Source organism: Desulfosarcina ovata subsp. ovata (assembly GCF_009689005.1).
Classification (GTDB): domain Bacteria; phylum Desulfobacterota; class Desulfobacteria; order Desulfobacterales; family Desulfosarcinaceae; genus Desulfosarcina; species Desulfosarcina ovata.
In genome coordinates this window covers 2,124,952-2,151,071 of the sequence record NZ_AP021879.1, presented here as the reverse complement: position 1 = coordinate 2,151,071, position 26,120 = coordinate 2,124,952, and the positions used below count along the sequence as shown (strand labels likewise).

Below are 26,120 nucleotides of genomic sequence, written 5' to 3'. Positions count from 1 at the left end.
GAACATCTGAAGGTATAAATAAAAGCCCCCGTTGCAATCATTTGAGAGGCTCATTCATGATGAGGAGCAGCTATGCATGCAAGTCAACTCTATGAATTGATGATCATCAATCCGACATGGAATGTCCGTAAATTGAGGCAGGCCAAGACAGCCGGAACCCTCAATCTCCACACGACCCCACAGCAGTTGGGGTTGAGGCCTGAGAGGAGATTGCGCGGGACTGACGCTCGACAGTTCGATCAGCAATTCGAATTGGATTCCGCCATGTGGTACGGCGCCATAATCACCGGACCACACAGCATTACCCTGATAAAATTATTTCACATTTTTTATCACGCAGGCGTTATCTACAAGACCAGCGAAGGCTGGAACGACTGGATCGACAACCCATTTGGCAACGTCGCCTCCCTTTTGTCCCACGGCCAGCGCGTGATGGTTCAGATTCCGAGTATCCCAGCGGGAGGCGACCGGTTGTGGACCTGGCTGCAGGAGGAAGGCAGCATCCAATCCAGGGGATATGCCACCCACGGCCTGAGCCACAAACGCCGGCCGGAGGCGCTGATCAAGGGGCACCGCCGCTACCTGGATGAAAAACATGGCGTCTGGCAGTCCCTCAAAGGGCATGTTCAGGGACGCCACTATGCCTTCAATGTCGCCCTGGGTGGCGAAGGCAATCGCAACCCTTTCAGCCGCTCCAGCGATGACAAGGAATTCACCTATGTTCCTATCAAGGCGGATGGATTAAATGGCCACGTATATATCAATTACATGCCCCCTACCAACAATCGGCCCGGCGGGATGCTGGTGGGCTGCGAAAACGCCCAACACGGTGCCGGCACGAATCCGCATACCAAGCAGGGCCACGGACTGGGCGGATCCCAGAAACTTTCTGCCTGCGGGGGCCATAAATGGAGCAAGCTGAAGTGCGGCCCCATGGACACTTACAACGGATTGATTTGCGACCTCATCGACCGATCGGGAAATCTTGACTGGCTGCTGTCGGATGGGTTGATGAACCCCGATCAGCTTAGCTATAAAACACGACCTGTTCCGCGGATCAACCAGGCGCCGCCTTCGGACCTGCACAGGGCGTTGGCCGAGCGCCGGAGAGCCATGGGGTATCACGACTGATTTGGCGAAACCGCCGGAGAACAACAACGCACAGGAGAGAAGAAACCATGCCGGGAGCAATCAACGGAGCGGAAGCCTACTCGGAATTGAAAGCGCTGCAGCGTTACGCCTTCAACAACAAAGTCTGGGAGAACACCCCACAAAGCCTGCAAGAACGCACACGGTGGTTTCTATCGGGGCATGGCCCTGACATCCAGTTTAAAAGAGACGTGGCTCTTTGGTACGGCGCCATAACAGATTGCGGGGAACCCTGGAAAGGAGAGTTTTTGCTGCGTGTCTTTGGGGTCCTCTATTGGGGTGGGTTGATGGTCAATAGAGGAACGGAATGGGAGTCCTTCTGCACCCAACGGATTCCTATTTGTTCGACCATTTCCCATACTGCCCGCGTACTGATTCAGCTGCCCGAGAGTGACGACGGTGAATTCTGGGACTGGTTGTGGGGCGATGAAGAACCACGGCGCAGAATGGCGGCAACCCACGGCATCGGACGGCTGCCTCAGCCCGTAACGATCGGCAATGTGGCCACAAAAAAGGTTGAAGAGCTGAAACATAACCGCAATGTAAAACACTTTGGCGTCAATATCGCATTGGGGGGGTGTGGCAATCGCAACATTATTTCAGGTCGGGAGATCGATCACCAAAGTGGAGGCCATGGGCATCTTTACATTGCATACACGGGGGACACGCCTCAATTCTCACCCAAAGCGCTGTTGATCGGTGCCGAACAATCCGCGCCGTTTGACCGATCGGGAAGAAAACAGGGTGGGATCGGCGGTGCACTGCTGAATCTATTGCATCGAAAGCGGGGATTGCGTCAACTGATTTTCGGCGTATCGGACAATTACGGTGGAAAGCATAGCATCCTGGGCGGTCACAGCCGTTATTCTTCAACCGGCGGGGATGATTTCGCATACACGTCAAAAGTCGACCGGGAAGGGGAGGTCGTCCGGCGCATCGATGGCGCCAACCTTTACGGATACGGTCCCAGCACTGGCAACTACTATGATGGCATGTTCATCGAACTTACGACGGAACGGTTTGAACGCATTAAAAAAATGCAGGCGGCCGGAAGATTGAGCCCAGATCTTGTGGGTAAACCAGGTGGGCCGATCATCCCATCGATCGAAGGACGTACTCCGCGAAGGGAGATTCCAGTGGTCGTCGATTTGAGAAACAGAAGAGTGATCCGCTAGTTAAGAGCAGACTTGCCCCCTTTTGGTTACCACTTGAAAGCCTTGCCGGCAAAATGCATGAAAAATTCACTTGATATCATTTAAAAGCCCAAAATGTGACTTAAAAAAGAAGACCCTTTTAATTCCTCTTCCTTTAAAAAATAGTCATCGAGAGGAGTATAAGAATGTTTGATTGCAACAGATTAGAAGCGCAAAAACTTATCACACAGAAGCAGGGTTTAGAAATAAGCTTGGTGTGGGATGTGTACGAGGTATTTTCTACGGATTTCTTGCCGACGTTGAGGCAGGTTTGCCGCAAGTCCATTCTTGAAGTGGATAATCGTCTAGGCGCGAACAGATCTTTTCTGGCGGACTTTCCTAAAAAGTGGTCTTTTTATGCTTGCATGCGGGGTTTAAAAAACTGGAGACCCTATAACTATGGACTCCTCTCTTTTGCAAGAACGTGGAGTGCATTCGAATGCGGCGATTGGATACGCGTTTATGGTGAAATTGTTGAGGAGGGTTACTTGGGCAAAGACGTCAATGCACAAAGAATAGCGCCGCAGAAGGATACTACGAACATTGGAACCTGGAAAAAACATCAGATTAAAGGAAGAGGCCAGGATCTAAAAACGAATCAAGGCAGCCAAAATTCGCAAAAAGGACGTAGAAGGGCCGCCCCCTTTGCGTTGGATCATGATGAACTCATCGGTTATTCCGAAATCTTTGGAGGCAATTGGGTCCTCAAAACATTTTCATCCCGGGAAGGTAACGACGTTAAGAAAAAGACCGGGGTAATGAAAATTACGCCTGCCCGAGATGTGGCGACATCAGGTGAAACTTCCGGGATAATGAACTGGGTAATCTTGGATAACGACCTAACCGGTAAGATGGATCAGGTATTTGGTTTAATGCGCGGCGCAACGATCTCCGGCACCACAACAGACAATATTTTTATTCTCCAGCGTTTTTCCCATGTCATCGATGACAAGATTTTCTTTCTACTACCTTTGGGTACTATCGGAGCTGGCGGGCATCATTCGTTGATTGAAATCGCCACGCCACTTACGCTCAATAACTATATCGATTACAGCGTAGGCTGCTACGGTACCCTGTTCCCTAAAAACTACCAGTCGAATCCTGCAACACGCGGAGGTGCGGAAGCCATTAAACGTATCCTGCAGGCTTATGATCGAAGGGGAATGGCAAATTTAATTTTATGCTACTATAATGCCAAAAAATTGGAGGGGTGTTATGTGGCTGAACAAAGTGAATGGCATAAATGGCTGTACGCATTCAAGGCTGATCAAAGTTTGTTGCAACGATTCACTAATGTTCCGCCTTATCCTTCGAAAGAATATATTAAACAGTTTGCAATAGATTCTGGGCTTACAATCCGCTAAGATTTTTAGTAAATGCCACACTGAACAGTGGAGCAACCCAATACAAACCCTATTGCCCGACATTTAAAATGTGAACAGTAAAGATCAGTTTTTTTCATCGGGGACTGGGCTTGGTTCCAGTACGGCATCATCGTCCGTTAGTTTTACCACCTTCACCCGTTTAGGTGGCGTTTTCCAGTCGTTTTATACTATCAATGAGCCAACCTGACGGTGTTGTGGTGGGATTTCATTTGGCGAGACATGAATTTGCCTTGATGGACTTACATAGTTGCGGAACCGCCCCCGCTCTGATTTCCCAATGTGCCCAGCCCTTAAGTTTTGACACAGACAACCGATCATCCGTCTGGCGATTTTTCTCGCAGACAGAGGAGAAACTATGGCCGACCCCATCACCTTCGACAGTATCGGCGTTTCCATGTCCGCCAATCCAAAAAATTCGGTCCAGGCGAAGCCATCATCGAGTCTGCCGTTTAAAATTCTCATCATGGGCGATTTCAGCGGACGAGCCAACCGGGGACTGGAAACCGATGGCTCGGACATCGAAAATCGCCGGTTGTATGCGGTCGACCGGGATTGTGACGACGCGGTCATGGAGAAGATAGGGGTTTCCGTGCGCATCCCCTCGGCTGGTCCGTCATCGCCGTTGGTGGAACTCGATTTCAGCGAACTGGAGGATTTCCATCCCGAGCAGATCTATTACCGTTCCCCGCTTTTCAAAACCCTCAAGGAGACCCGCCGGAAACTTTTGGATCCGGATGCCTTTGCCGAAACCGCGGCAAGGTTTTCCGGAAAACCACCGGCTGCGCCCCATGGGGAACCGGCCGCTTCCACCGGCAACGCCCCGGGGCAGCAAACGGTCCCGGGCGTCACTTCCTCATCCGACCTGCTTGATCAAATTTTGGAGGCGGGTTCCGGCACGCCAGGTGATTCAGGGACCGCCCATCCTGCAACCGACTGGGACCGCTTCCTGGACGATCTGGTGGGCCCTTACCTGGTGCCGGACATCGAAAAGGAGCAGGATGCGTTGGTTGGCAGCGTCGACCGCTCCATTGCCGGCGTCATGAATTCAATCCTGCATCATCATGACTTTCAGGCCATCGAAGCGAACTGGCGGGCGCTTCGGTTTATTATTCGGCGGCTGGATACCGGAGAGAATCTCCAGGTTTATCTGCTCGATCTGACCCGGGCGGAACTTTCGGCCAGCCTGACCGCCTGCGAGGATCTGGCGGACTGCACGATCGTCAGAAAGCTGTCCGCTGCCGGCCAGGAGAGTAGCGGGCAGGTGCCTTGGTCACTGATTGCCGGCCTGTACACTTTCGAGAAGACGAAATCCGACGCTGTGGTCCTTGCCCGCGCAGGGGCCATGGGGCAGATGTTGAATGCGCCGTTTGTCGCAGCGGCTGGCGGGTCGGTCATCGGTTGTTCGAATATCGCCGAATCCCCGGACCCCGATGACTGGACAACGCGACCGCCATCCGAAGACGAAAACGCGTGGCAGGTGGTGCGCAGCCTGCCCGAGACCGCCTGGGCCGGCCTGGCCATGCCACGATTCCTGGTGAGGCTTCCCTACGGTGAGGATACCGATCCGGTGGATGTTTTCGATTTTGAAGAGATGCCCGGCGACCCGCCTCACAACCACTACCTGTGGGCCAACCCGGCATTTGCCGTCGTCCTTATCCTGGGGCGCGCCTTCAGCCGGTCGGGCTGGGAACTTATGCGACGGCTGGAAACCTTGGTCGACGGACTCCCGCTGCATCTGTTTCAGCGCGGTGATGAACGCCTCACCAAACCCTGTTGTGAGGTGCTTTTAACGGACAAAGCGCTTTCAGAAATGATTGCTGCCGGGGTGATGCCATTGGTTTCGTTCAAAGATCAGGACCGGGCGGCATTGGCTCGGATGCAATCCATTGAACGTTCCGGGAAAGCTCTTTCCGGCCGATGGAGCTAGGTTAAAGCCCATGTAAACAGGATCTGGAGAGTTTCTGCCGATCACAACAGGAGACAATCTAACTACCCGATGTTTTTTAGTAAATGAATCTTGTCTTGGGTTGACATGCAAAACTTCGATTGATAAAATTCGCAATGTGATCTGAAGATAAAAGCGATTGTTGATGAAACGATCCGATAATCTTAAGGCCAACTTACCGTTGCATGACTCACCCGCCGTTACCACCTCCGGAATTCGTGGAACGGAATTAGAAGGACACAACATCCATCGGCTGCCAACGGGTTGATACCCAAGGCGGCTGCAAACCGATGAATAAGAGGCGTTCATGACCTCACCTATCGATCAGAGCAATCGCTTTTTGACCATCAAGACGCCCTTGGCGCCTGATTCATTAGCCCTCATCAGAATACGTGGGACCGAGACGCTTTCCGACGGTTTTCGTTATGATTTGGATTTTTTCAGCCAGGAGGCGAATCTATCTTTTTCGGATATGGTCGGCGGTCACATCACGGTATCCATGCACATGCACAATGAGGAAATCAGATATATCAACGGCATTGTCGCCGAGTTCGAACAGGGACACCGTGAAGATGAGACGGAAAAGGGGATAGGTCAACACACGGTCTATCATGCGACGATCGTACCCTGGTCGTGGTTGCTCAGCAAGATGACGAACAACCGAATCTTTCAGGATAAAAACGTTAAGGAAATTATCGACCTGGTATTTGAGGAGCGGGTCGAAAGTCAATATGAATGGGCCCTCGACAAAGAATATGAAAAACGGACCTATTGTGTTCAGTACAATGAAACCGATCTCAATTTTGTTTCCAGGCTGATGGAAGAAGAGGGGATCTCCTACTATTTTCGTCACGAAGATGGCCAGCATACCATGGTGTTGACCGATTCATCCAACAAACTGAAACCGTGTCCAGGGCAGGAGAGCGCCCGATTTGAATCCAAAGCCGTTGAAGCTGAAGAAGATTACTTCATCCGCCAATTGACCTGCGCGTGTAAAATCATTCCCACCCGATACACTCATACCGACTACAATTTTGAAACCCCCACCACGCCGCTGATCATGGAAACCGATACGACACAATCGGGTAACGATACCCGAATGCAGCGGGAAGTTTATGATTATCCCGGTAAATACGGGAACAATAAAGACGGAGAACGCTACGGGCGGATCCGCATGGAAGCGGAGGAGGTGGAGATAACCACCCTAAAGGGCAAGAGTGAGTGCATCGGGTTTCGAAGCGGATACCACTTTAAACTGGAAAATTATGGCCGCGATGAGCTAAATGATAAAGAATATCTGCTGGTTTCGGTTACGCATGAGGCCAGCCAAGGATGGGAAGTATTCGGTACCCCCCAGGTAGACCATTACACGAACACCTTTTCCTGCATCCCCTTTGAGACGTCTTTCAGGCCACGCTGCCGCAGCTTTCGACCGAAGATTCACGGGGTCCAGACGGCCATGGTGGTGGGGCCTGAATCCGAAGAAATTTACACGGACAAGTACGGCCGGGTGAAGGTCCAGTTCCATTGGGATCGTGAAGGTGAAAATAACGAAAATAGTTCCTGTTGGATGCGTGTTGCCCAGATGATTTCGGGAGCTGGATGGGGGGGGATGTTTATCCCAAGGGTTGGCCAGGAGGTGATCGTCGAGTTCCTCGAAGGCGACCCCGATCGGCCGATCATCACCGGGTGCGTTTATCACGAACACAACATGCCGCCTTACTCGCTACCCGATGAGAAGACCAAATCGACGTTCAAGTCAAATTCCTCTCCGGATGGCGGGGGGTTCAACGAAATACGGTTTGAGGACAAAAAGGGCGAAGAACAGCTTTTTGTGCATGCCGAAAAGAATCAGGATATAAGGGTAAAAAACGATTGCTTCGAGTGGATCGGCAGGGATCGGCACCTGATTGTTAAACGATACCAGAAGGAAGAGGTGGAAAACAACCGCCATGAGAAAGTCGGTGCCGACCACTTCGAAGAGATCGGCAAAGATCGCCACCTCAAGGTAAAAGGCAAGGAGGCCAAAGGGGTCGATGGCAGCTGTTCCCTGACGGTCAAGGGCGATATGATCGAGGTCTTCAAGGCCAATCACTCGGAACAGGTAACCAATGACTACTATGTCAAGGGCGATAATCTTGTCATCGAAGGCATGACCAATGTTACCATCAAGGTCGGCGGATCTTATATCGCCATGGACAACACGGGAATCAAAATCAGCGGTACGCAGGTGGTGATCGATGGGAAGATGGCGGAAGTCAGCGGCAGCGCAATGGTCACCATCAAGGGGGGGATGGTCAAGATCAACTAAGGATCGGGGATGAAATTAATTGGACGTAATTGTGTTCGTCTTCAAGGCGCATCAAGGGTTGCATACCGGGAGTATGTGGCCGTTGATGCAACGCGGAAGAGGGGCGCAAGAACAAGCAATTTTGTTCAATTAATAAAATTCCCGATCCTAACACAAGGATGGTAGACCGATGAATCCAAAAAGCGGCAAGGCCGGTAGCGCGGTGGAACCGGCTGCCCCAGAAGTGCCCGAGGCGGCCGATGTGGCCGATCCCGGTGAAGTCTCCGAGCTGAAGGCCCAGCAGATTGAAGACCAGGAAGGCAAATACGGGGCCCCGGAGGAAACGCCCCACAATCCCAATGCCAGCGACGATGAGGAAGAGGAAAAAAATAGCTGGATCGAAATCGAACTGGTGGACGAGGAGGATCAGCCGGTACCCGGTGAAAAATACAAGATCACCTTGCCGGACGGTTCGGTGGCAACCGGGACCTTGGACGAAAAGGGGTTTGCCCGCGTCGATGGGATCGATCCGGGTACCTGTCAGATCACGTTTCCAGATTTGGACAAGGAAGCCTGGGAGCCTGCTTAACAGGGCCGGCAGGAACAATATGTGAACCCGTTGTCGCAGGCATGGCCAGCTCGTACAGATAAAGATCAAGAAATGATGACATCGTGAGCATTTGTAGGAGCGGTCCTTGACCGCGAAAATGGCAATCGGCCAGGAGCGAAAACTATGGGAAAACCAGCTGCACGACTCGGAGACATGCACACCTGCCCGATGGTTACACCGGGGGTGCCTCCCGTTCCGCATGTCGGTGGCCCGATCTCCATTGGCTGTCCAACCGTATTGATTGGCGGCATGGCCGCCGCCCGCGTCGGTGATATGGCAACCTGCGTTGGTCCGCCCGATACCATCGCCATGGGATCGGCCACTGTGATGATCGGCGGGATGCCGGCCGCGCGCATGGGCGATGCGACGGCGCATGGAGGGAGTATCGCCCTCGGATGCCTGACCGTGTTGATCGGCGGGTAGACATCAGCCGGACAGGTGGACATCGATGATCGCTACTCGGCCCGGAGAAGGTCCTGGGCACGATGAAAACCGCCCAATTGCGGGCACCGTGAGGCAAAATGGCCACTGATATCGATCTGGTCGCATTGTGTGAACAGTTTCCCTGTTCACCGGAAGCCAAAGCCCTTGCGGCCCAGCATGCCAAGGCTTCCGAATTTATCACCGCCCTGCGACAGGAGAAGCTGAGCGTCGATGCGGTTCAGGCCATGGCGCGCAGCCTGCCCAAGGAGAAGGCAGTGGAATGGGCGGCCCAGAGTGCTCGGACGGCCGGTGAACAGGCCGGCCTGACACCGGCGGAGCAGGAAACGCTCGAAGCCGTGGACCAATGGGTTGCCCGGCCCGATCGGGCCAGAAAAACGGTAGTCAGCACTGTCGCCGCTGAACTGCCCACCGATTCCCCGGTTAGCTGTGTGGCCAATGCCACCGCCTTCAGCGACGGCATTGCACTTCCCGAAGGAGCTGAGGTCCCCACATCCGGCGATGATCTGACCGGTCATTTCGTGGCCAGCGCCGTGCTCTTGGCGGCGACCAAGATAAGCTCCCAGAATGCCCCTGAACTGCCCGCAACACCCGAATCCCCTGAAATCCCTGATGTTCCGGAAGCGCCCGATATTGCGGAGCTTCCCGAGGCTATTGGCCTGATGCCGGAGGAAGCCTCCATGCCCGTTGACGAGTTGGTCGCTACGGCCGAATCGTCACTGGACGAAGGCCAAGATTTGATGGAATCGCAGGCGCCGCCTGAAATCCCGGCCAAGGAGCAGGCCCAGTCTGACAAACTGTTGAAACCGTTTCTCGATGCGGGTATGAAGCTGGCCGAAACGGTGCCGGGGTTTGTGTAAATTAACCTCGTCTAAGACATGAACCGAGTAATCGTGATAGCTCCGGGTTGCCCTTTGCGCAAACCGGACGGGAACTCTGTCATTGCGTATCCATTTTTAGGGGTAGACGCGGAAAGGTTCTATTTTCGATCCGGTTAGAAATAGGTTTTTCGGCCTTGATCATCGTTTCGGCCAGGCAACAATTTGGAAAGCACCAAAAGGAACCCTGGTTCCTACGCTGAAGCGTGGGAAACCCTATTCCAGCAGGAATTAGCACGGCGCTCCCACGCTTCAGCGTGGGAGCGCGACGACATATGTGGCCGAAACGATGATCAAGGCCGGTTTTTCCCTCGGGAAAGCCCTGAAGGCATGAAGAACCAATGCATGGTAAGCTCAAAGGAATGCTTGAAAAGAAACTATTATGCCTAAACATATCGTTAAACAAGGTGAACATCTTGTGGGTATTGCGACAAGTTATCATTTTCTAAACTATAAAAAAATTTGGGAAGATTCTAATAATACAGAGTTAAAAAAATCAAGAAAAAATCCAAATATTCTTTTTCCAGGCGACCAAATTTATTTACCCGAATATATAACAAACACTATTGACATTACAACCGAGCAACGGCATCGATTCATAGTTAAAAAGGTGCCTCTGTCAATTAATATTGTTATTAAAAATGAAGACAATGCTCCCATTTCTAATACTGAATGTTCGATAACGATAGAGGAAAAAAAATTTTCACACATTACTGATATTGAAGGAAAAATAATTCAACCTATTTCGCACAAGATAACAAAGGGAACTCTGGCGATTTTCGATACCCAGTATGATTTGTTAATTGGCAGCCTCGACCCAATTACAGAAGTCAGTGGTCAAAAAGAGCGACTCATTAATTTGGGTTATTATCCTGATAATAACGATAAAGAATCTGATCAAAGCTTTTTATCTGCAGTTGAAGAATTTCAATGCGATAATAATTTGTTTGTAGATGGTATATGCGGACCAAAAACACAAGCTAAAATAGTTAAAATCTATGGATGTTAAAGAATGTAATAATGTTTAAAAGAGCCATTTTATTTTTAAATGCAATAATCATAGCGAAAAACTTTACCTTACTTTAAGGTCCTATTGAAAGAACTGTTCCCAAAATGGTCGATAAATCACCTGAATATTACACTACTTCCGGCGGGGGCATTAGTGCTACTCATCCAACCCTCAGGCTTTGTGAAGTTAAAATTGCACCGTCTTTAAGTGGAGAATTTAACACAATAAAAGCTTCTCTTGTGCCTAGAGCTTGCTGGAGGCTGGACAATTTACGTTTTGCGTTTGATTCGTCGTTCCTTTTACCGGACGCAAAAGATGAGCTGTCTAACCTAGCAGTTCTCGTAAATGCCCACCCGGATGCGCCGCTTACTGTTTTTGGCCATGCCGATCCAGTTGGGAATGATAGCTATAACAAAAAGCTTAGTGGCCGCCGAGCACAAACGGTTTATGCGGTATTGATCCGTGATATCAATATGTGGGAACAATTGTATTCTAATCCTGAGGGATCTGATAACTGGCAAGATCGCTCGATTATTACCATATTAAACACCCTTATGTATGGTCCCATCCCCGAAGGTAATAAACTAGATGATCATGGACGTGAAATACTAAAAAAATTCCAGAAAGACCATGGTCTTATGGAAAGTGGAAATCCCTGTTCATCAACCCGCCAAAAACTATTTAAGCTTTATATGGATCATATCTGCAGGGATGAATATAACAAAAAACCATTTATGTTAGATAAAAAAGACTTTCTTGGCCAAGGTAGCGATCCCCACGGCAAAGCGGACTACCAGGGTTGTAGTGAATTTAATCCCCGTTTGTTGTTTTCAATATCAGAAAATCAGCGTTACCAACAAGATAGTGACAAGTCTGAACGAAACCGGGAAAACGCGTCGAATCGTAGAGTATTAATATATTTGTTTCAACCGGGCGTAAAAATCGCTGTTGAACATTGGCCTTGCCCTCGTGCAAAAGATGGCATAGGAGATTGCCAAAAAAGATTTTGGTCAGACCACCAAAAACGTAGAAGTCTCCAAAAAGACCGCAGGGAATATGAGACCAGTCATGACACATTCGCGTGTAGATTCTATGACCGATTGGCAAGCCAGTCACCATGCGAACGAGGCGAAATTGTGGCCATGGAGTGTCTTCCAACATTATTCACAATTGAACAGCCTGGGGCGTCTAATTATGTAAGAATGCACTCATTATGGGCTTATGTTGCCCACTTTGTACCCGGCTCGGATCAATTGGATCGGGTACAGCGTTACACCATCGAAGAAGGAAAACTCCATGATCCCGGAAACAATGAAATTTTGGTCATGGAATGTGATCGTGAGGCCTATTTTTATTTTAGCCATAGAGGAGATCTGCTTAGCTTGGATCAAGGGAAATGGTTTAAAAAGGATAAATCCGGCCTCCCTCTCCTTGGCCCATTATCTGCTCCAAGAGGTCCAGATGGAAAATTGGAGCTAAATATATGGGATCAAAACGACTGGGCCATTGTTCGAGGTCCACGCGTTGATGGTGTACGGCCGGATGCTGTAACCATGTCGGAATGGAAAGATAATTATAAAATAGGTAAACTACTTCCGTTGAAAAAAGGAGGGTTCGGCTTTTTTCCATATGGCAGCTATCGCGAGAAAGAGCGGCAGGAGCAATGGTTAGGAAACATTCCTGATTCAAGTGAACTAGTGCATTTGGGAAATCCTGGAGGTAATGCGATGTGGGCTGGAACATTATCGGCTTTACCATCTGATAAAGCTAAATTGCACCTTATTCACTATGGCCCTTATGGTGACTTACATGTGGGATCCTACAACGAAATCGCACCGTCTGGTAAGAACCACGATTTTCCCGGGCACCATCTCTACAACCAAGCACTCGTCGACTTACTTTTAGCACTGCCGTCTTCTGATCAACCTGATTCGGCAATTGATACGCTTCCGGCACCACCCGTTAGATGTTTGCTGCCAGGTGACATTTGCTATCAAAGCCAGGGGCTAACCAATAATTGCGGAGCATACAGCTTTTCATTCGTTATGAACTATTGGATGCCGTATACAAACAATCCTTCCCGTAAGGACGGAGCATTATACGCAAAACCCGGCAACGTCGATGATACTATCAATGGAGCACGAACGCCCGCTGATATCGTTAACGCGGCCCATAAATTCAAAATGAATGCACGCGATAATGATGCAGAGGAGCTTAGTCGCCCTCGCGCCATAAAACTTCTAAAACTTTGGATACAAGCAGGTGTACCCGTTATGGTACTAGTCGAGGAAGAATATAATGTGTGGAGCCTGCATTGGAAAACCATTGTTGGTTACGATGGTAATCGTTTCTTTTTCAATAACTCTGGTGGAGATGCAGAAGTCATTCGTGCACAGCGCACTCCTGGTGTAAACTACGAATTCGCGCCAGTTGGCAACGATGTCGATTCTCAAACCGCGCACTGGAACAAATGGAAATCAGCCGGAGGGGATATCGTTGACCTGATCACCTCCGTTGATGAATGCACTTTCATTCCTATTTATCCAAAAGACTCAATGTTTTCAGGAGATTCAGCATTGTGAAAATATCGATATTTACTATTGCTCTGGTATCATTGCTAGCGATAGCACTTGGAAATTGTAACGGCTTTGAAACCATCAACTACCAAAATAGCAAAACTTTAAATGCGGTAATCAAAAATTCTAACGGTAGCCCTATACAAGGTGCGGTTTTTTATGCTGAAGCTTATACCCATAAATCAGGCGTCTTTGATTTTGCCTATGGATATACAGGACCTGATGGAAATATCAAACAATCGTATGGGGAAACATTGACAATAAAATGGCGCAACAATGCCCGTTTGGCCATTGCAGCCTTTGCAGAAAATTACAAGCCTGTGGTTATTTACGATCCTATGGTTACGATAGAAGCTGATGGTATAGAGATCACACTACAGGATCTGCCTAATGTGGGGTTTAGATGGGAACCTCGTGTAGCGAAGCTTGGTTTTCCGTTTGAAAACCATCCCGATTTAGCGCATCGAATTTCCACACCTGACCACAAAATTCTCCTTGCTGCATTCTTTAATGCGTACAAACCCCTTTGGAATAAAGAAGAGACTGCGCTGCCAAATGAATGGAACAAGATGAAGTTTCTGGAAAAGCTAATAAATAATGCTAAATAGGCATAATGGTTGACAGTTGAATAATTGGCGGATGCCGGCCACATGCATGGGCGATACAACGGTGCATTGTAGCGGTTAAGTAAAAACGGAAACTGGATAAAGCGGCATCTCGATATAGCTCTTTTTCATAGACCACTAGAGGTTGATACCCCTGAGTCGAATGCAGGCGGATGCCATTGGCCGAAACGGTGCCGGGGTTTGTGTAGATCAGATCGGGCTGTCGTTTGTGGAAACGGGATGGTAATTTGGGCTAACGACGACCGGTATTGTCCATATTTTAAGTCGAGAACGAAAGTGAGAAGAATAAACGACTTCTCTTTCCTTCCCTTTGTTCAGCGTGTTTAAGCGGGAAAAAATAGCAATGCAAAGCCAGTCCGATAACCATGTCCATCGCGTGCAGGCGGGCGAGTGTATCTCGTCCATCGCAGCCGAGGCCGGCCTGCCTTGGAAGACCATCTGGTACGATGACAACAACGCTGATCTGCGCCAGCGTCGACAGAATCCCAATGCGCTGTTGCCTGGCGACAGTGTGGTGGTGCGACCAGTCGATTTAAAAAGTGAAACTGGTGGCACCGAGCAGCGGCACCGTTTTCGAAAACACGATATACCGGTGCGATTGCGCTTGCGGCTGCTCGATTTAGGAGAACCTTGCGCCAATACGGCCTACACGCTTACTATCGAGGGGCAGACGATCAATGGACAAACCGATAGTGATGGGCGTTTAGAGGTGACCTTACCACCTTCGGCGCGCTCCGGCGAATTCGTACTGCGAACCGATGATCTGGAGAGAAAAGTTTCCTTGGCAATCGGCGATCTCGATCCAGCCGATACCATCAGCGGTGCTCAGGGCCGCTTATGGAATCTGGGCTACAATGTCGGTCCCATCGACGGTAACCTGGGTCCGCGAACTTGCAATACGTTAAAAATGTTCCAAAAAAATAACAACCTGGAAATCACCGGCGAATTGGACGATGCCACGCATGATGCTTTGATCTCCCAATTTGGCGGATAGATTTCCCATCTGGAAGCGACATGGCACAACTGCAAACTCACGCCACCTACCAAATTGCAGCACCGATTGGCGAAGACGTCATGCGGGCACCCGTGATGCGGCATCACCGTGACAGTGAAACTTTCAATACGCTCGATACGCTTGCACCGGCAGTCATTTTAGAGTTTGAGGACTTCAGCTACCACTTAAACTCAGCGCTGACGCTGCCCTGCTTGCCCTCCGAGCCAGGTGATGACAGCTCCCAAGCCTATCGTTGGGAAGACCCTACGACCATGGCACATATCGATCGGCATCAACCGAAGGCCTATCAGCGCTTTCGCAGCGGTGAAATGGAGGAACCTGAAGATCCGGCGGATCCGTGGCAACGCAGCGCCATGGTTCTGATTGCGGTGGCCTACCGATTCCTGGAGCAAAACCCGGATTACGCGCTATTGATTGCCGGCCATACCGACACGAGTGGCGACGACGCGATCAACTTTCCCCTTTCCGATGCCCGTGCAGCCAACGTGCTGGCCCTGCTCGAAGGCGATCGGGAGCGGTGGGTCACCATTTGTCGGCAACATTCCAAGGTCGCGGATTACCAGCGCATCCTCAGCCATTACGCCCAGGTACGTGGGTGGGATTGTGACCCCGGACCCGTGGACAACATCCTCGGAGAACAAACCCGTCAGGCGATAAGCGCCTTTCAGAACCGCTACAATGAAGCCTTTGACCGTTCTATCGCGGTCGACGGTGCCGTTGGCCGGGAAACCCTGGGTGCCTTTTTCGATCTGTATATGGATGAGCTCGCACGCCTGCTCGACAGCAGCGTGGATTCACTTGATGCGTTTCGGCAGTCCCTGCGCTTCATCGATCCCGATCACAAAACCATCGGTTGCGGAGAACGGATGCCGATTGAGGATGCGCATCGGGACAATTTTCGAAGTGCTGAGAATCGCCGGGTCGAGCTGTTGTTCTTTTCGACAAGCCAGCCTCCGGATATCACAGACCATCTTTCCGGCGGTACGATCCGTTCGGGGCATGATGGCCCCGAGGCAAGCGGGATTTATGGTTCTGGTGCGCAAACTTTCCGGATTTTACGACCAGAGTGGTGGGATGGCCAACCGCCGGACGATAGCTACACGCCGACGTTCGAAATCCGTATCATTGAGGAAGACCTGAGCGATCAACACAATGCACCCGACGACGAGGAGTATGATACCTGGCACCCGGAAACCGCAGATCCAGGCCCAGACGACGATCCGTGGCGCTTTCTCGAATACTTTGATGAACATTATCCCGGCTACGGCGGTGGGCGGCAGGCACAGCGGAGCCGGACAACATGACCCATATTGCCTATAGCGGAAACATCAGCCCGGCTGTTTGGCTCTCTTTCAAAGGCAATAAGGTGCCAGGGGCTCACGCCAGTGCTGATGATGATTACGTCTACGAAATCGAAAATGAGTGTTTGTTCGAGTGGGATATCGTCTTCAACACCGGTTCGCATGTCCATCACCTGACACGTCGGGCATCACGCAGGAATCGGTATTTCAGTGCTTCACTCAATACCTACCGCAACCCACCTGTAAATGCCAGCGTCCTGAATGAGATCCTGGACGCCCAGGACAGTGGCACCCTCAGCGTGACGGTAACGATGAAGATCTGGTATCACTCTTTTTTCCGTCACATTCTGCACGAGATGCGCCAGACGGTGACCAATGAAAATAATCTTGCCAATCCCAGCGATCAGGCTGCCGTTTTGGGGGCTTTTCGTCGACGCAGTGGCGGTCGCTACCGATATGCGAGAGAAGAACAGCAACTCAGAGACATCCCGGCCATGCTCAGTGGGTTCGACATCGTTCCTTCAGGAGGATCGGGACCACCTGGTGTCAAGCTTTACATCTACCTCAAGGTTAAAGAGAATCTTGCGACCGCGGATGCCAACAACGTGACGGAGTATCTGGTTGCAAGTGACTATTCGAAGGTTAATAAATACGGGCGCTATCGGGCGAATGCCTGGGATGCCTCGCCCCCGCCGGCAAGGGTCCCGACCATTGAGGTGTGCCTGGAAACATGGGAACGAAATCTCTGGCAATACTTTTTGAACTATGCAGACCTCACCCGAGGACGCCACCTGATGAATCATATCGTAGGGCAGGGAAGGACCCGGCATACCCGTGGTGGCGGGCAGCTAGAGGTGGTTCGCGAGGTCCGCAATGGAATCGACCAGTTGCTCATTACCGCCAATCACTGGGGCCAGCGCCGCGAGGACCGTACGACGGAGGCCTACCAGTATCAAATGTCGAACATTTTCGGCTCGATCCACCAGTCCCGCTGGCGGGCTTCTCCCGTTCGGGTGATCCGCAAGCTGGATGACATGCATACTTATAATCTGAATGATCATGCCGCCTTCATTCTGCAGGTTGGTTGCGGTCATTGCGGAGAGCATGCAGCCGTCAGTTTTGCGATTCTCTGCGCGCTGCATGGGGGCGGGATGTCTGCGCTGCTCGGTTCCATCGTCAAGAGCGGCAATGCGAACATTGACCACGCCTTTGTGGTCGGTGGCTTAAGACCACGCGAGATCATCGAGACCACAATTCGCAGCTCGAGGAACAGTAGCGGGTCAGTGGGAGATGCCATCGATGTCTGGAATCTTCGCGATGCCCTTACCGATGCCGGCGCTGGCACCGATGGCTATGTCTGCGACCCGTATCTCGACCCCAGCCAAATCGCCCAGACGGCACGTGCGCTTCTGGCCTCACTGAATAGTGCCCGGCGGCGATCAAGGCACAAGGATACTGATTTCCTTTGGTACGGCGATGTTTTTCCGGCAACACCAGCACTGTCACGCACAGCTGTGGCGAGCGTCAGGAATGTTTAATGAAACGCAACGCGCTTTTTAAGGATGCCATCGATGCTTCGTCAGCATCCCAACGGTGGCGATTGAGCCTCTTTGCCGCTGTCTTCGTTTTTTTTATGGTCCCCAGCTGCACGACAATTGCGGATGACCTTTCAGGTGAGGATACCCACATGGCAATAGAAATCAACGCCGTCCGGATCGAACGTTTGGCCCGCGATCAGGCCGCTACCCTTGTGCCGCATGCGGACATGTTGCGCTACACCCCACCTTTGCCCGACATGTGGCCACCCGGCACTACGGCCAAACTGACTATCTACGGCTATGGAAGCCAGCCGGCGCCCACCGGTCGCGTCACCTACACGGTGAGTACCCCATCCGTGGAAGTGGTGTTTGAGATGGCTGAGGACGGACCGAACGTGTACGACACAAAGCGCGCCAGGGCGCAGTCACTGGATCGACTTCAGCCACGCGTGCGTTCCCATGTGGATGCGGATATCCGGCGCAAAGGAATTGAGGCCCTGCTCGATGCGATAAGCACCGGAAAACTCACCGAAGCGGCAAAACGGTCGATTCGCGATAGCTATCAGAGCTGGCAGCACGAAAACCAAATTATATCTGAAAATATTGATAGCCGCCATTGTGCGTTTTTCCGTTGGTTGAACGAGGCGTTTTAAGCTATTCAATCCTATTCGTTGTGCTGTTTCCACTCGGTTTTATAGGTATACTAATGGTGTTATATATTGAATCAGCATGAAAAGAAAAATGGAGGCACCAAATCAATACTATTATAGAAGGTCTCTTCTTTTCGAGTTCGTGCCACTGCGTGTGGGTTTAGAGTGTCGCTACTAATACTATCAGCAGGGAAGATATTATCACCATTTTCTTCCAAGCTTTGGTGTGATGATGTATTCTGGCTCTCGTTTTCGTGCATGGTGAAGATTTTCTTAAGCAAAGTTAGATTGGGTATTGAATAAAGAAACTACGAACATTAGTGACAATCGTTATAAAATCAATTTACTTATATTATATATAATGCATTTCGATGTCAAATCCAAGCTTATGGAATTGAGAGGGTCTACAAGGTAATTTCAACCTGAGTGCCCTCTTGAATACTCGTAGCCTGGAGCATAGCCTAAAGCAGAACGGCTATTGTCATACCCGATTGGATAAGAAGTCGATGTAAGAGAGGTTCCCTTCAAACTTTAAGGGTCTGTGGAGTCGCTATGCCTTTCTGTGTAATCAGGCAGGGAGAATGTATTAGTTCGATTGCAGCGTTTAATCGAATACCTTGGCGGAAAATCTGGGAGCACCCACATAATAGTCAGCTTCGCCAGCTTAGAAAAAACCCCAATATCCTTCTTCCCGGAGACAAGCTCTATGTTCCCCAGCGTAATACCAAATCAATTATAGGAAATACCGATCAGAGACATCGATTCCAGTTAAATGATAATATTACTTTTTTACGATTAAGGATTGCTATAAAGGGACGCCCTCTTTCTGATGAACCATACCATTTAACGCTGGGAGGTACCCTAATTTCCGGCAGGACTAGCGTAGAGGGAGAGTTAAAAGAAAGAATACCTGCCGGATTTCGAAATGCGACATTAAATTTCGTGGAACGTAACTGGACTATCCAGCTGGCGCTGGGAGAATTGGATCCAACCGATACAGCATCAGGAGCAGCCGAGCGCCTCCGTAACCTCAATTATTATGTCGAAGGACGTGTAGATGCCATCACGCCTGTCTTGCGAGAAGTAATAGGACAATTCCAGCGTGCACAGGGGTTGAATGAGAGCCGTGAACTGGATAGTGATACTGTTAAACGGCTATCGTCGATTCACGGGTGCTAGTCCTTTGTTTCAGAAGCAATGTGACCGATTTGGATATTTTGGGGATTGGAAATCAAGATATTTCTTGTGGATAAGACATTTTAAAATCAAATCCAAACCGATAGACATAAAATCTGGAGCGCATGGGAATAGCAATGCATCTATTTTACTCAGTGCTTGAAATTGTATCAACGAAAATTCGACCCACCCAAAGCGGCTGTACAAAAAATAAAGTATATTTTCATAGCTGGTTGGTTATGGTGACAGTGCTGTGTTTGGTGGGTACCTCAGAAATGGGCTGCACTGCGAATTTAGGAGTACTAAAAAGTACATCGGCACCACCTGCCGGATGGATTTTAGTATTGCCCAGTACTTTTATGATGGGTGCAAGGATGAAGTCTCAGAGTATGGATGAGGACGGCGAAAGACAGGATAATCCAAAACATCAAGTGAGGCTGACAAATGCATTCTGGATGCAGCCGACAGAGGTGACTCAGGAGCAGTTTGCAGAATTGATGGGTTTCAATCCTGCACGCTTTGTTAAATGTGGTCCGAGGTGTCCGGTAGATCAAGTAAGCTGGGACGAGGCTGCCGAGTATTGCAATGCCCTGTCGCAGGAAGAAGGGCTGGAATTTTGTTATGACTGCTGGGAGTCGAAAGGAAAGGTCCATTGTCAACCCAGTAAGGGATATCCAATGCCTTATGATTGCAAAGGTTACAGGCTCCCAACAGAGGCTGAATGGGAATATGCTTGCCGGGGAGGGGATTACAACACTGTAACAGTAGATAATAACATTCAGGGGCCGCGCAATGCACCCTCACTTGATCCTGGCTCGTGGTATGGGGGCAACTGCGGTGTTTCCTATGAGGGTGCCCACGACTGCAGCAGTTGGTTTGGTCGGCAATATGAAGCGTTCAAGTGTGGCACACATCCCGTGGCCGCAAAAATGCCTAATTCTTTGGGATTATACGATATGCTTGGCAATGTCTGGGAATGGTGCAGCGATTGGTACGGGGAATATATGGTGGAGCCGATTACCGATCCTGCAGGGCCGAAATTCGGGAGGTACCGGGTCTACCGTGGCGGTTCTTGGTTAAGCTATGCTTGGCATGTCCATCCAGCATTTCGGGGATGGCAGCCGGCCGATCTGCGTTTTGGCGAAAACGGTTTTCGTTGTGTGCGCACTGTTCCGATAGATCATCCCGCTACCCCGTTTCAATAATGAGCAAGGGTTTGAAGCAATGACCATTTATCGCAACCCGGTCCAAGGTCCTGGAGCAGGACAGCCTCCTACGCCCTTAGGATGCCAAGGGCAGGCTTGCCGTCAACATAGAGAAGAATTCCAAAGAGAATGGGAGGCCCGTTTCAGAAATCAGAGCCGCGACTATCGCTGCCAAAACCAAGGCTATGGAACCGGACAATGTCGTCGGGCATCATTTCTATATCCCCGTAAAATCAGAAGCACAGGCACTTGGCATTATCACCAGGGCATAGATATCGGAGGTAGAAGGGGGGTTTCTGAAATTGTCAATGTTTACGGGGGAACCGTTCGTAATGTCGTGCGGAATATTGAGGAGAACCGTGGCTTTGCAGGTTATGGAAAGTGTCTTGTTATTGAGGGGGATAACGGATTTTATTATCTGTATGCACATTGTGACTCTATTGAAGACCTTGTCCAAGTCGGTCATCATCTTGATGAGCGGGTGGTGATCGCCCGGGTGGGCGGCACCATGTTCCTTTCGAGTGATCCAACATATGAATGTGGTCCCCATTTGCATTTTGAGGTTTCTACCTCAACGTACCCTAAGGGAAGAGGGCGGGAACGCACTCTTGATGATACAGGGCCGGACTATTATCGCGAAGACCCCTTGCTTCACCTTGAAAGCCTTGCTGATTGGGGACCCAAAAAGTTTTATTTTCCGGTGGTTTCGGGTGCCAGTGACGAAACCGGCCACGAGGTAAATGCCTCAACAGTGGCTGATCTCTACAACGCCACGGAATCGAGTAATCCCAGCGGTTTTTTCCCCCTTGGAGCAAATAACTTATGGCATGGAGGGGTCCATTTGGAAGGTAATGAAAATACCCCTATCCGCTCACCATTCCAGGGAACCATTGTTGCTGTGCGTTTAGATCCAAGCCCGGCACAGGCGGTGCAATTTTATGGAAGTACTAATTTTATTTTGATACGCCACGATATTCCCCAAGGCATCTATACGCGTATGCGCGGGCAAACATCAACTGGGGAGCGCCGTCGAACGGAATCCGTTGGGCGTTATGTGGGAACTCGACGCCGGCTGCCTACAGCAACAAATCCTCCCGAGCAGGTAGCTGAGGTTAAACGGTTGCTTCACCAGTGTACAAATACCGCAGGACAACCTTACTATCAAGCTGATGGAGCTTTATTATCCGATGGCAACACTGTGGATGACGGTTTAGTTACGGCTATCGTCAATTTTCAGACGGACATTCAGGAGGAGCTTTCCCCGAATGAGCGTTTTGAGCCTGATGGCATTATAACGATTGGCGGCCGAACTTGGCGCCGCTTGGAGGCTCATGCGAGAGAGGTTTCTGAGCGTACAGGCGATGGGGACACCTCGGCTCAGCGTGAGTCCCTCCCGCCTAATGTGGTATTTACCCTTTTTATGCATCTTGCCCCCCTGGCTCTTGAAGATCATCTGGTAAATGATATTCCATGGTTGGGGCGCGTTCGCGTAGAAACGGAGGACGATGATCAATTGCAAGCGGATGAGGAGGATGATCCGCCTGCCCAGCGAAATCGTCATCTGAGCGGTAACGTCGGGCCTGGAGAAGCGAATCTGAGAGAAGATCTGCTTTGGGTGCAGCAGCGCCTTATTAGACTTACCAGAAATGAAACAGAACCTTATACAGGTCCAGCGGACGGTCAGTGGAGTTCAACTTTGGAGAACGCCATCCGTGCTTTTCAGGAAGCACATGTCCCATACTATGATACCCATCCTGTTGATGGTATAATTAATCCTAGCCGGCGTGCTACCAGCACGAACCAACGCCTTTGCATGACCCGGTCACAGCTGACCAGAGTTTCGGAGGCTGAAGGCATATGCCAGGAGTTTGTAGAGCAACTTCAGCAACGCGATAATCCTGACGTTCCAGCTAATGTGTTCACAGACATCGACTGTCGGGTAACAGCCGGAGAGGTGATATGGAAAGTCGGCACGGCACGCACCATAGCCATTCCTACAACGGAATTTCGGCATTTATTGCATTGGGAAATTTTTTCGGTTGAACCGTTGATCACCGGCTGGGATCGGATTGATGACGATACCGACGACGATCTTACTATCGATGTACCCAGCCTTATCAATCGGGTCGAAAGCGTATCGTCTGGAGCAACAACATCTTCAAATGGCTTGGAAGAGTCCCAGCCCGAGGCTGGTGGTGAGAATGCCCTCCGAGAAGACGGGCTTCTCACTACCACCGAGGTTCGTGCCTTTTACAGTAGTCCCGATCGCATAGCGCTAAGGCAAACCATGTGTCGTTTTTGTAGCGAATGGGGCTTGAACCTGGATAATGCGGTTACGGCTATAGATGATCTTGGATTCAACACAACCGGTCTGAGAGAGCGCTTGGCGCATTATATGTGGTGGCCACAGGTCAATGATGTCGGATTGCCCGAGTCACCCTTAGTTTGGCATTACAATCCGATCGCTTTTCTGGATTATTACCTTGGATTATTTCCAAGGGCGACAGCACCAAGTGCATTGCCTACGACGGACACGGAAGATGATGCTGATGCCTGTGTTTGTGAACCTGATCCGTTTGAAGAGTTTACCGAAAACACGGTTCCTGAAGATGTGAATCAGCAGTGCATACCACCGGAGAGTGGGTAGACGGAAGGACGGGGGGCAAGCTAAACAAATTCTGAAGCTACGTGCTTTCGTCGGTGGTTGCGGCCAACTTGCTGACGATCGCCCGAAAGCAATTGGCAGCAGCTGAGTAGCTGCACAGCCTGATCATAGCCGTAAACCTTTTTTTGGAAACGAAAAATAATGGCTACTGGGCATTGGCATAGGATCCGTGTAGGCGAGAGCATTTGGGATCTATCCGTCGTAAAGGGGCTGACTATCGACCGCATTTGGCAGCATTCCAAGAACGCCAAGCTGAGGCGCCTCCGTAAGAATCCGAACGTCCTATTTTCTGGAGACCGAGTCTTTATCCCAGATTTGGTACCCCATCAGGAAACGGCCAGTACCGAAGCAATACACCGGTTTCGACGCAAAAATGTACCGCTCCGGATCCATCTAAGGATTCTGCGTCATGGGCAGCCGCGTGTGAACGTGCCTTGGACTCTCAAACTTGGCATCGAGGAATACCAGGGCAAGACGGACAACGATGGCCACGTTAACGTAAGTATTCCTCCCGGCTATTCCCAGGCTCAGATGCGTGTAGGGCCAGAAAATGATACCGAAGAGTTTATTTTGCGCTTGGGTTATCTCGATCCGGTGGAGTTGTTGCGCGGAATACAGCAGCGGCTCAGGAATCTTGGCTACCATTGTCCTATAACGGGGGAATTCGAAGAGACTACCCGGAAAGCTCTTTGCAGTTTTCAGATACAGAACAACCTTAAGGTCAGCGGAGAAGCAGACCGAAATACCGTCAGTGCACTAAAACGTCTCCACGGTGCTTGAGAGTTGAACTTCTATGTCCATATCTAAAGAACCAATCAGACCGTTTGTGGATCCAGCGTGGGAACAGGTATCGCGGCAGGTGACGCCTCATGAGGTATGGGAGGCGTACCAGAAGCAAGCTAGAATAGCTGAATCACCGCTCAATCCCATTTTCTTAGATGTTTGCCTTGATGCTCATCAGGAAGGACAATGCACGACGGACAACTGGCTTTACGTACACGTGAAGGAACTCACATTTCCAGGAGACAGAAAGCTTGAAGAGCCGAAGGACAAATGGCTATATGTGCTCGAATCGAAGAGTGGCAAGCCAAAACCGATTGCAGAGGTCTATGTCGACGAAGAGGGCAATTGGTTGTATGGCGACCCCGGCAATCCCAAACATCAGGCGAAAAAATTCCAGACTCCTTACTTTCCTCTGGACCCAGGGATAGCTGAACCGGTCGACTATTACTTTTTCATCAGCCCGTTTCGCCTCACGACAAAAGGATTGAAAATTGTTGTTGACCACGCGAGGATTGCTGCGGTTTGTGTGAGTTACCCAGGCACCACTGGGATCCACGAAACACACGACAAAGTGTCTTGCGATGTGGTCGGTGTACCTGATCCTTTTTCTTGGGCGATTGCCGCGCATCAGGACTATTTTGTACCTTTCCTCGAGCTCTATCAGCATTGGGTAGTTGATGACGATCGCCAAGCGAAGCTTTTCATAGCCATGATACTTAAGGCGGTTATTGACGCAGGTGACGCACCAGGTATTGCGGATAACTGGTTGAGATTCGGCGGTGAGTTTCGAGGCGGGGCTGAACCTGCGGTTTGGATCGGGCAGTATGAAAAGCGGGAGAAGGAATTACGCGAGAGTGCAGAGCGGGCGCACGACTATTTGCGCTTATGGGTGCGTTCTTACTGGCATCGTGCCGTCGAGGCATCGGCCCAAGAAGCCGGAGAGGGACCGCTTGCAGAGGCGCTTGCTCACTGGGCACTCGTCGTTGACCGCATTCTGGAGACGGAACCAGGCCGCGTTTTTGCAATGAACCTGTGCAACGATGAGGAAAGGCTTGTCCGGCAGTACATATTCCCAATGGAACCTCCAGAAGCGCCCATGGGTGAGTGGAGCAACTTGCAGCCGTCAACAGTTGACGCTAAGAGCAAATTCACCGTAACGCGTAGATCATATAAACTCACACTGAAAGCATTCACCAGCGTGCTGCCTGCCATGCTAGCGGCGGGGAAGTCACCACCACCGCCAGCGAAAGAGGTTTCTCGAGAACCAGCTCCGATCGAAAACTATAAGAAAGCCACTCCTCCACTTGACGCCTATAAGAAAAATATTGACCGGGAGGAAGTCTACCTGAGACGATATTTGGAGAATCTCGACATCAAAACCAGGGGTGTCTCCTATCGTTTAGTACATCGAAATTTGATTAGTGGTAGAGACAGCCCCTTGAAGGCATCAATATCGACGCTCAGCGTCGAGCAGAGAACCTTTACCTGGGCTCGTACCGGAAACTCATAGAGGAGGCAGAGAAAGCGGCTCAAGATCAGCGGGCCGAGGACATTCGCGTTGACGAGGAAAGGGCCCGAGAACAGCGGGATAGAGACATCCGCGCCGAAGAAGAAAAGGCTATAGCGCGGCGTGCAGAGGATATCCGTACTGAAGAGCGCAGAGTCGACGAAGTCAACAGAAGGGC

At 50.5% G+C, this 26,120-nt stretch carries 20 protein-coding genes; all 20 read left to right on the top strand.

What is annotated here, in order from left to right; translation table 11 throughout:
- The first annotated feature begins 72 nt into the window (after positions 1 to 72).
- Entirely contained in the window at positions 73 to 1,131 is a 1,059-nt protein-coding gene (locus tag GN112_RS09750) for a hypothetical protein (RefSeq protein WP_155310036.1), read from the top strand.
- 47 nt (positions 1,132 to 1,178) lie between these two features.
- Positions 1,179 to 2,324, top strand: a complete 1,146-nt coding sequence (locus GN112_RS09745) for a hypothetical protein (RefSeq protein ID WP_155310035.1) — start codon at positions 1,179 to 1,181, stop codon at positions 2,322 to 2,324.
- 164 nt (positions 2,325 to 2,488) lie between these two features.
- On the top strand, positions 2,489 to 3,706 hold the full coding sequence (locus GN112_RS09740; protein WP_155310034.1) for a hypothetical protein: 1,218 nt from the start codon (positions 2,489 to 2,491) through the stop codon (positions 3,704 to 3,706).
- 376 nt (positions 3,707 to 4,082) lie between these two features.
- A complete protein-coding gene (locus GN112_RS09735; RefSeq protein ID WP_155310033.1) occupies positions 4,083 to 5,654 on the top strand; it encodes a type VI secretion system contractile sheath domain-containing protein in 1,572 nt (523 codons plus the stop codon).
- 325 nt (positions 5,655 to 5,979) lie between these two features.
- Positions 5,980 to 7,983, top strand: a complete 2,004-nt coding sequence (locus GN112_RS09730; protein WP_155310032.1) for a type VI secretion system Vgr family protein — start codon at positions 5,980 to 5,982, stop codon at positions 7,981 to 7,983.
- 169 nt (positions 7,984 to 8,152) lie between these two features.
- Entirely contained in the window at positions 8,153 to 8,551 is a 399-nt protein-coding gene (locus GN112_RS09725) for a hypothetical protein (RefSeq protein ID WP_155310031.1), read from the top strand.
- Between the two features lie 144 nt (positions 8,552 to 8,695).
- Positions 8,696 to 8,995, top strand: coding sequence for a PAAR domain-containing protein (locus tag GN112_RS09720; protein ID WP_155310030.1), 300 nt, complete (start codon positions 8,696 to 8,698; stop codon positions 8,993 to 8,995).
- Positions 8,996 to 9,093: 98 nt separating this feature from the next.
- On the top strand, positions 9,094 to 9,873 hold the full coding sequence (locus GN112_RS09715; protein WP_155310029.1) for a DUF6931 family protein: 780 nt from the start codon (positions 9,094 to 9,096) through the stop codon (positions 9,871 to 9,873).
- 400 nt (positions 9,874 to 10,273) lie between these two features.
- Entirely contained in the window at positions 10,274 to 10,900 is a 627-nt protein-coding gene (locus GN112_RS09710; protein WP_155310028.1) for a peptidoglycan-binding protein, read from the top strand.
- 104 nt (positions 10,901 to 11,004) lie between these two features.
- The gene (locus GN112_RS09705) at positions 11,005 to 13,482 is read left to right on the top strand and encodes an OmpA family protein (protein WP_155310027.1); all 2,478 of its coding nucleotides are present in this window, start codon (positions 11,005 to 11,007) and stop codon (positions 13,480 to 13,482) included.
- Positions 13,479 to 14,084, top strand: coding sequence for a hypothetical protein (locus tag GN112_RS09700; protein WP_155310026.1), 606 nt, complete (start codon positions 13,479 to 13,481; stop codon positions 14,082 to 14,084). The genes GN112_RS09705 and GN112_RS09700 overlap by 4 nt, the downstream gene beginning before the upstream one ends.
- A 361-nt stretch (positions 14,085 to 14,445) precedes the next feature.
- Positions 14,446 to 15,096 carry a PGRP and LysM peptidoglycan-binding domain-containing protein gene (locus GN112_RS09695; protein WP_155310025.1) on the top strand — a complete coding sequence of 217 codons (651 nt, stop codon included), beginning with the start codon at positions 14,446 to 14,448 and terminating at the stop codon, positions 15,094 to 15,096.
- A gap of 20 nt (positions 15,097 to 15,116) precedes the next feature.
- Positions 15,117 to 16,421 carry a peptidoglycan-binding protein gene (locus tag GN112_RS09690; RefSeq protein WP_155310024.1) on the top strand — a complete coding sequence of 435 codons (1,305 nt, stop codon included), beginning with the start codon at positions 15,117 to 15,119 and terminating at the stop codon, positions 16,419 to 16,421.
- Complete coding sequence (locus GN112_RS09685; protein WP_155310023.1) at positions 16,418 to 17,956, top strand: hypothetical protein; 1,539 nt, start codon at positions 16,418 to 16,420, stop codon at positions 17,954 to 17,956. Before GN112_RS09690 ends, GN112_RS09685 begins: the two co-directional genes overlap by 4 nt.
- On the top strand, positions 17,956 to 18,609 hold the full coding sequence (locus tag GN112_RS09680; protein WP_155310022.1) for a hypothetical protein: 654 nt from the start codon (positions 17,956 to 17,958) through the stop codon (positions 18,607 to 18,609). The genes GN112_RS09685 and GN112_RS09680 overlap by 1 nt, the downstream gene beginning before the upstream one ends.
- Before the next feature lie 549 nt (positions 18,610 to 19,158).
- Complete coding sequence (locus tag GN112_RS09675; RefSeq protein WP_155310021.1) at positions 19,159 to 19,785, top strand: peptidoglycan-binding domain-containing protein; 627 nt, start codon at positions 19,159 to 19,161, stop codon at positions 19,783 to 19,785.
- A gap of 122 nt (positions 19,786 to 19,907) precedes the next feature.
- Positions 19,908 to 20,987, top strand: coding sequence for a formylglycine-generating enzyme family protein (locus GN112_RS09670; protein WP_155310020.1), 1,080 nt, complete (start codon positions 19,908 to 19,910; stop codon positions 20,985 to 20,987).
- Between the two features lie 19 nt (positions 20,988 to 21,006).
- Positions 21,007 to 23,634, top strand: coding sequence for a peptidoglycan DD-metalloendopeptidase family protein (locus tag GN112_RS09665; RefSeq protein ID WP_155310019.1), 2,628 nt, complete (start codon positions 21,007 to 21,009; stop codon positions 23,632 to 23,634).
- A 441-nt stretch (positions 23,635 to 24,075) separates the two neighbouring features.
- Entirely contained in the window at positions 24,076 to 24,432 is a 357-nt protein-coding gene (locus GN112_RS33560) for a peptidoglycan-binding domain-containing protein (RefSeq protein ID WP_162458862.1), read from the top strand.
- Between the two features lie 13 nt (positions 24,433 to 24,445).
- The gene (locus tag GN112_RS09655; RefSeq protein WP_155310017.1) at positions 24,446 to 25,945 is read left to right on the top strand and encodes a hypothetical protein; all 1,500 of its coding nucleotides are present in this window, start codon (positions 24,446 to 24,448) and stop codon (positions 25,943 to 25,945) included.
- Positions 25,946 to 26,120: the final 175 nt, after the last annotated feature.

Bases quoted from the DNA above. Each gene is read 5' to 3' on its own strand.
- GN112_RS09750 (WP_155310036.1), top strand. From the start codon at position 73: ATGCATGCAAGTCAACTCTATGAATTGATGATCATCAATCCGACATGG.
- GN112_RS09745 (WP_155310035.1), top strand. From the start codon at position 1,179: ATGCCGGGAGCAATCAACGGAGCGGAAGCCTACTCGGAATTGAAAGCG.
- GN112_RS09740 (WP_155310034.1), top strand. From the start codon at position 2,489: ATGTTTGATTGCAACAGATTAGAAGCGCAAAAACTTATCACACAGAAG.
- GN112_RS09735 (WP_155310033.1), top strand. From the start codon at position 4,083: ATGGCCGACCCCATCACCTTCGACAGTATCGGCGTTTCCATGTCCGCC.
- GN112_RS09730 (WP_155310032.1), top strand. From the start codon at position 5,980: ATGACCTCACCTATCGATCAGAGCAATCGCTTTTTGACCATCAAGACG.
- GN112_RS09725 (WP_155310031.1), top strand. From the start codon at position 8,153: ATGAATCCAAAAAGCGGCAAGGCCGGTAGCGCGGTGGAACCGGCTGCC.
- GN112_RS09720 (WP_155310030.1), top strand. From the start codon at position 8,696: ATGGGAAAACCAGCTGCACGACTCGGAGACATGCACACCTGCCCGATG.
- GN112_RS09715 (WP_155310029.1), top strand. From the start codon at position 9,094: ATGGCCACTGATATCGATCTGGTCGCATTGTGTGAACAGTTTCCCTGT.
- GN112_RS09710 (WP_155310028.1), top strand. From the start codon at position 10,274: ATGCCTAAACATATCGTTAAACAAGGTGAACATCTTGTGGGTATTGCG.
- GN112_RS09705 (WP_155310027.1), top strand. From the start codon at position 11,005: ATGGTCGATAAATCACCTGAATATTACACTACTTCCGGCGGGGGCATT.
- GN112_RS09695 (WP_155310025.1), top strand. From the start codon at position 14,446: ATGCAAAGCCAGTCCGATAACCATGTCCATCGCGTGCAGGCGGGCGAG.
- GN112_RS09690 (WP_155310024.1), top strand. From the start codon at position 15,117: ATGGCACAACTGCAAACTCACGCCACCTACCAAATTGCAGCACCGATT.
- GN112_RS09685 (WP_155310023.1), top strand. From the start codon at position 16,418: ATGACCCATATTGCCTATAGCGGAAACATCAGCCCGGCTGTTTGGCTC.
- GN112_RS09680 (WP_155310022.1), top strand. From the start codon at position 17,956: ATGAAACGCAACGCGCTTTTTAAGGATGCCATCGATGCTTCGTCAGCA.
- GN112_RS09675 (WP_155310021.1), top strand. From the start codon at position 19,159: ATGCCTTTCTGTGTAATCAGGCAGGGAGAATGTATTAGTTCGATTGCA.
- GN112_RS09670 (WP_155310020.1), top strand. From the start codon at position 19,908: ATGGGAATAGCAATGCATCTATTTTACTCAGTGCTTGAAATTGTATCA.
- GN112_RS09665 (WP_155310019.1), top strand. From the start codon at position 21,007: ATGACCATTTATCGCAACCCGGTCCAAGGTCCTGGAGCAGGACAGCCT.
- GN112_RS09655 (WP_155310017.1), top strand. From the start codon at position 24,446: ATGTCCATATCTAAAGAACCAATCAGACCGTTTGTGGATCCAGCGTGG.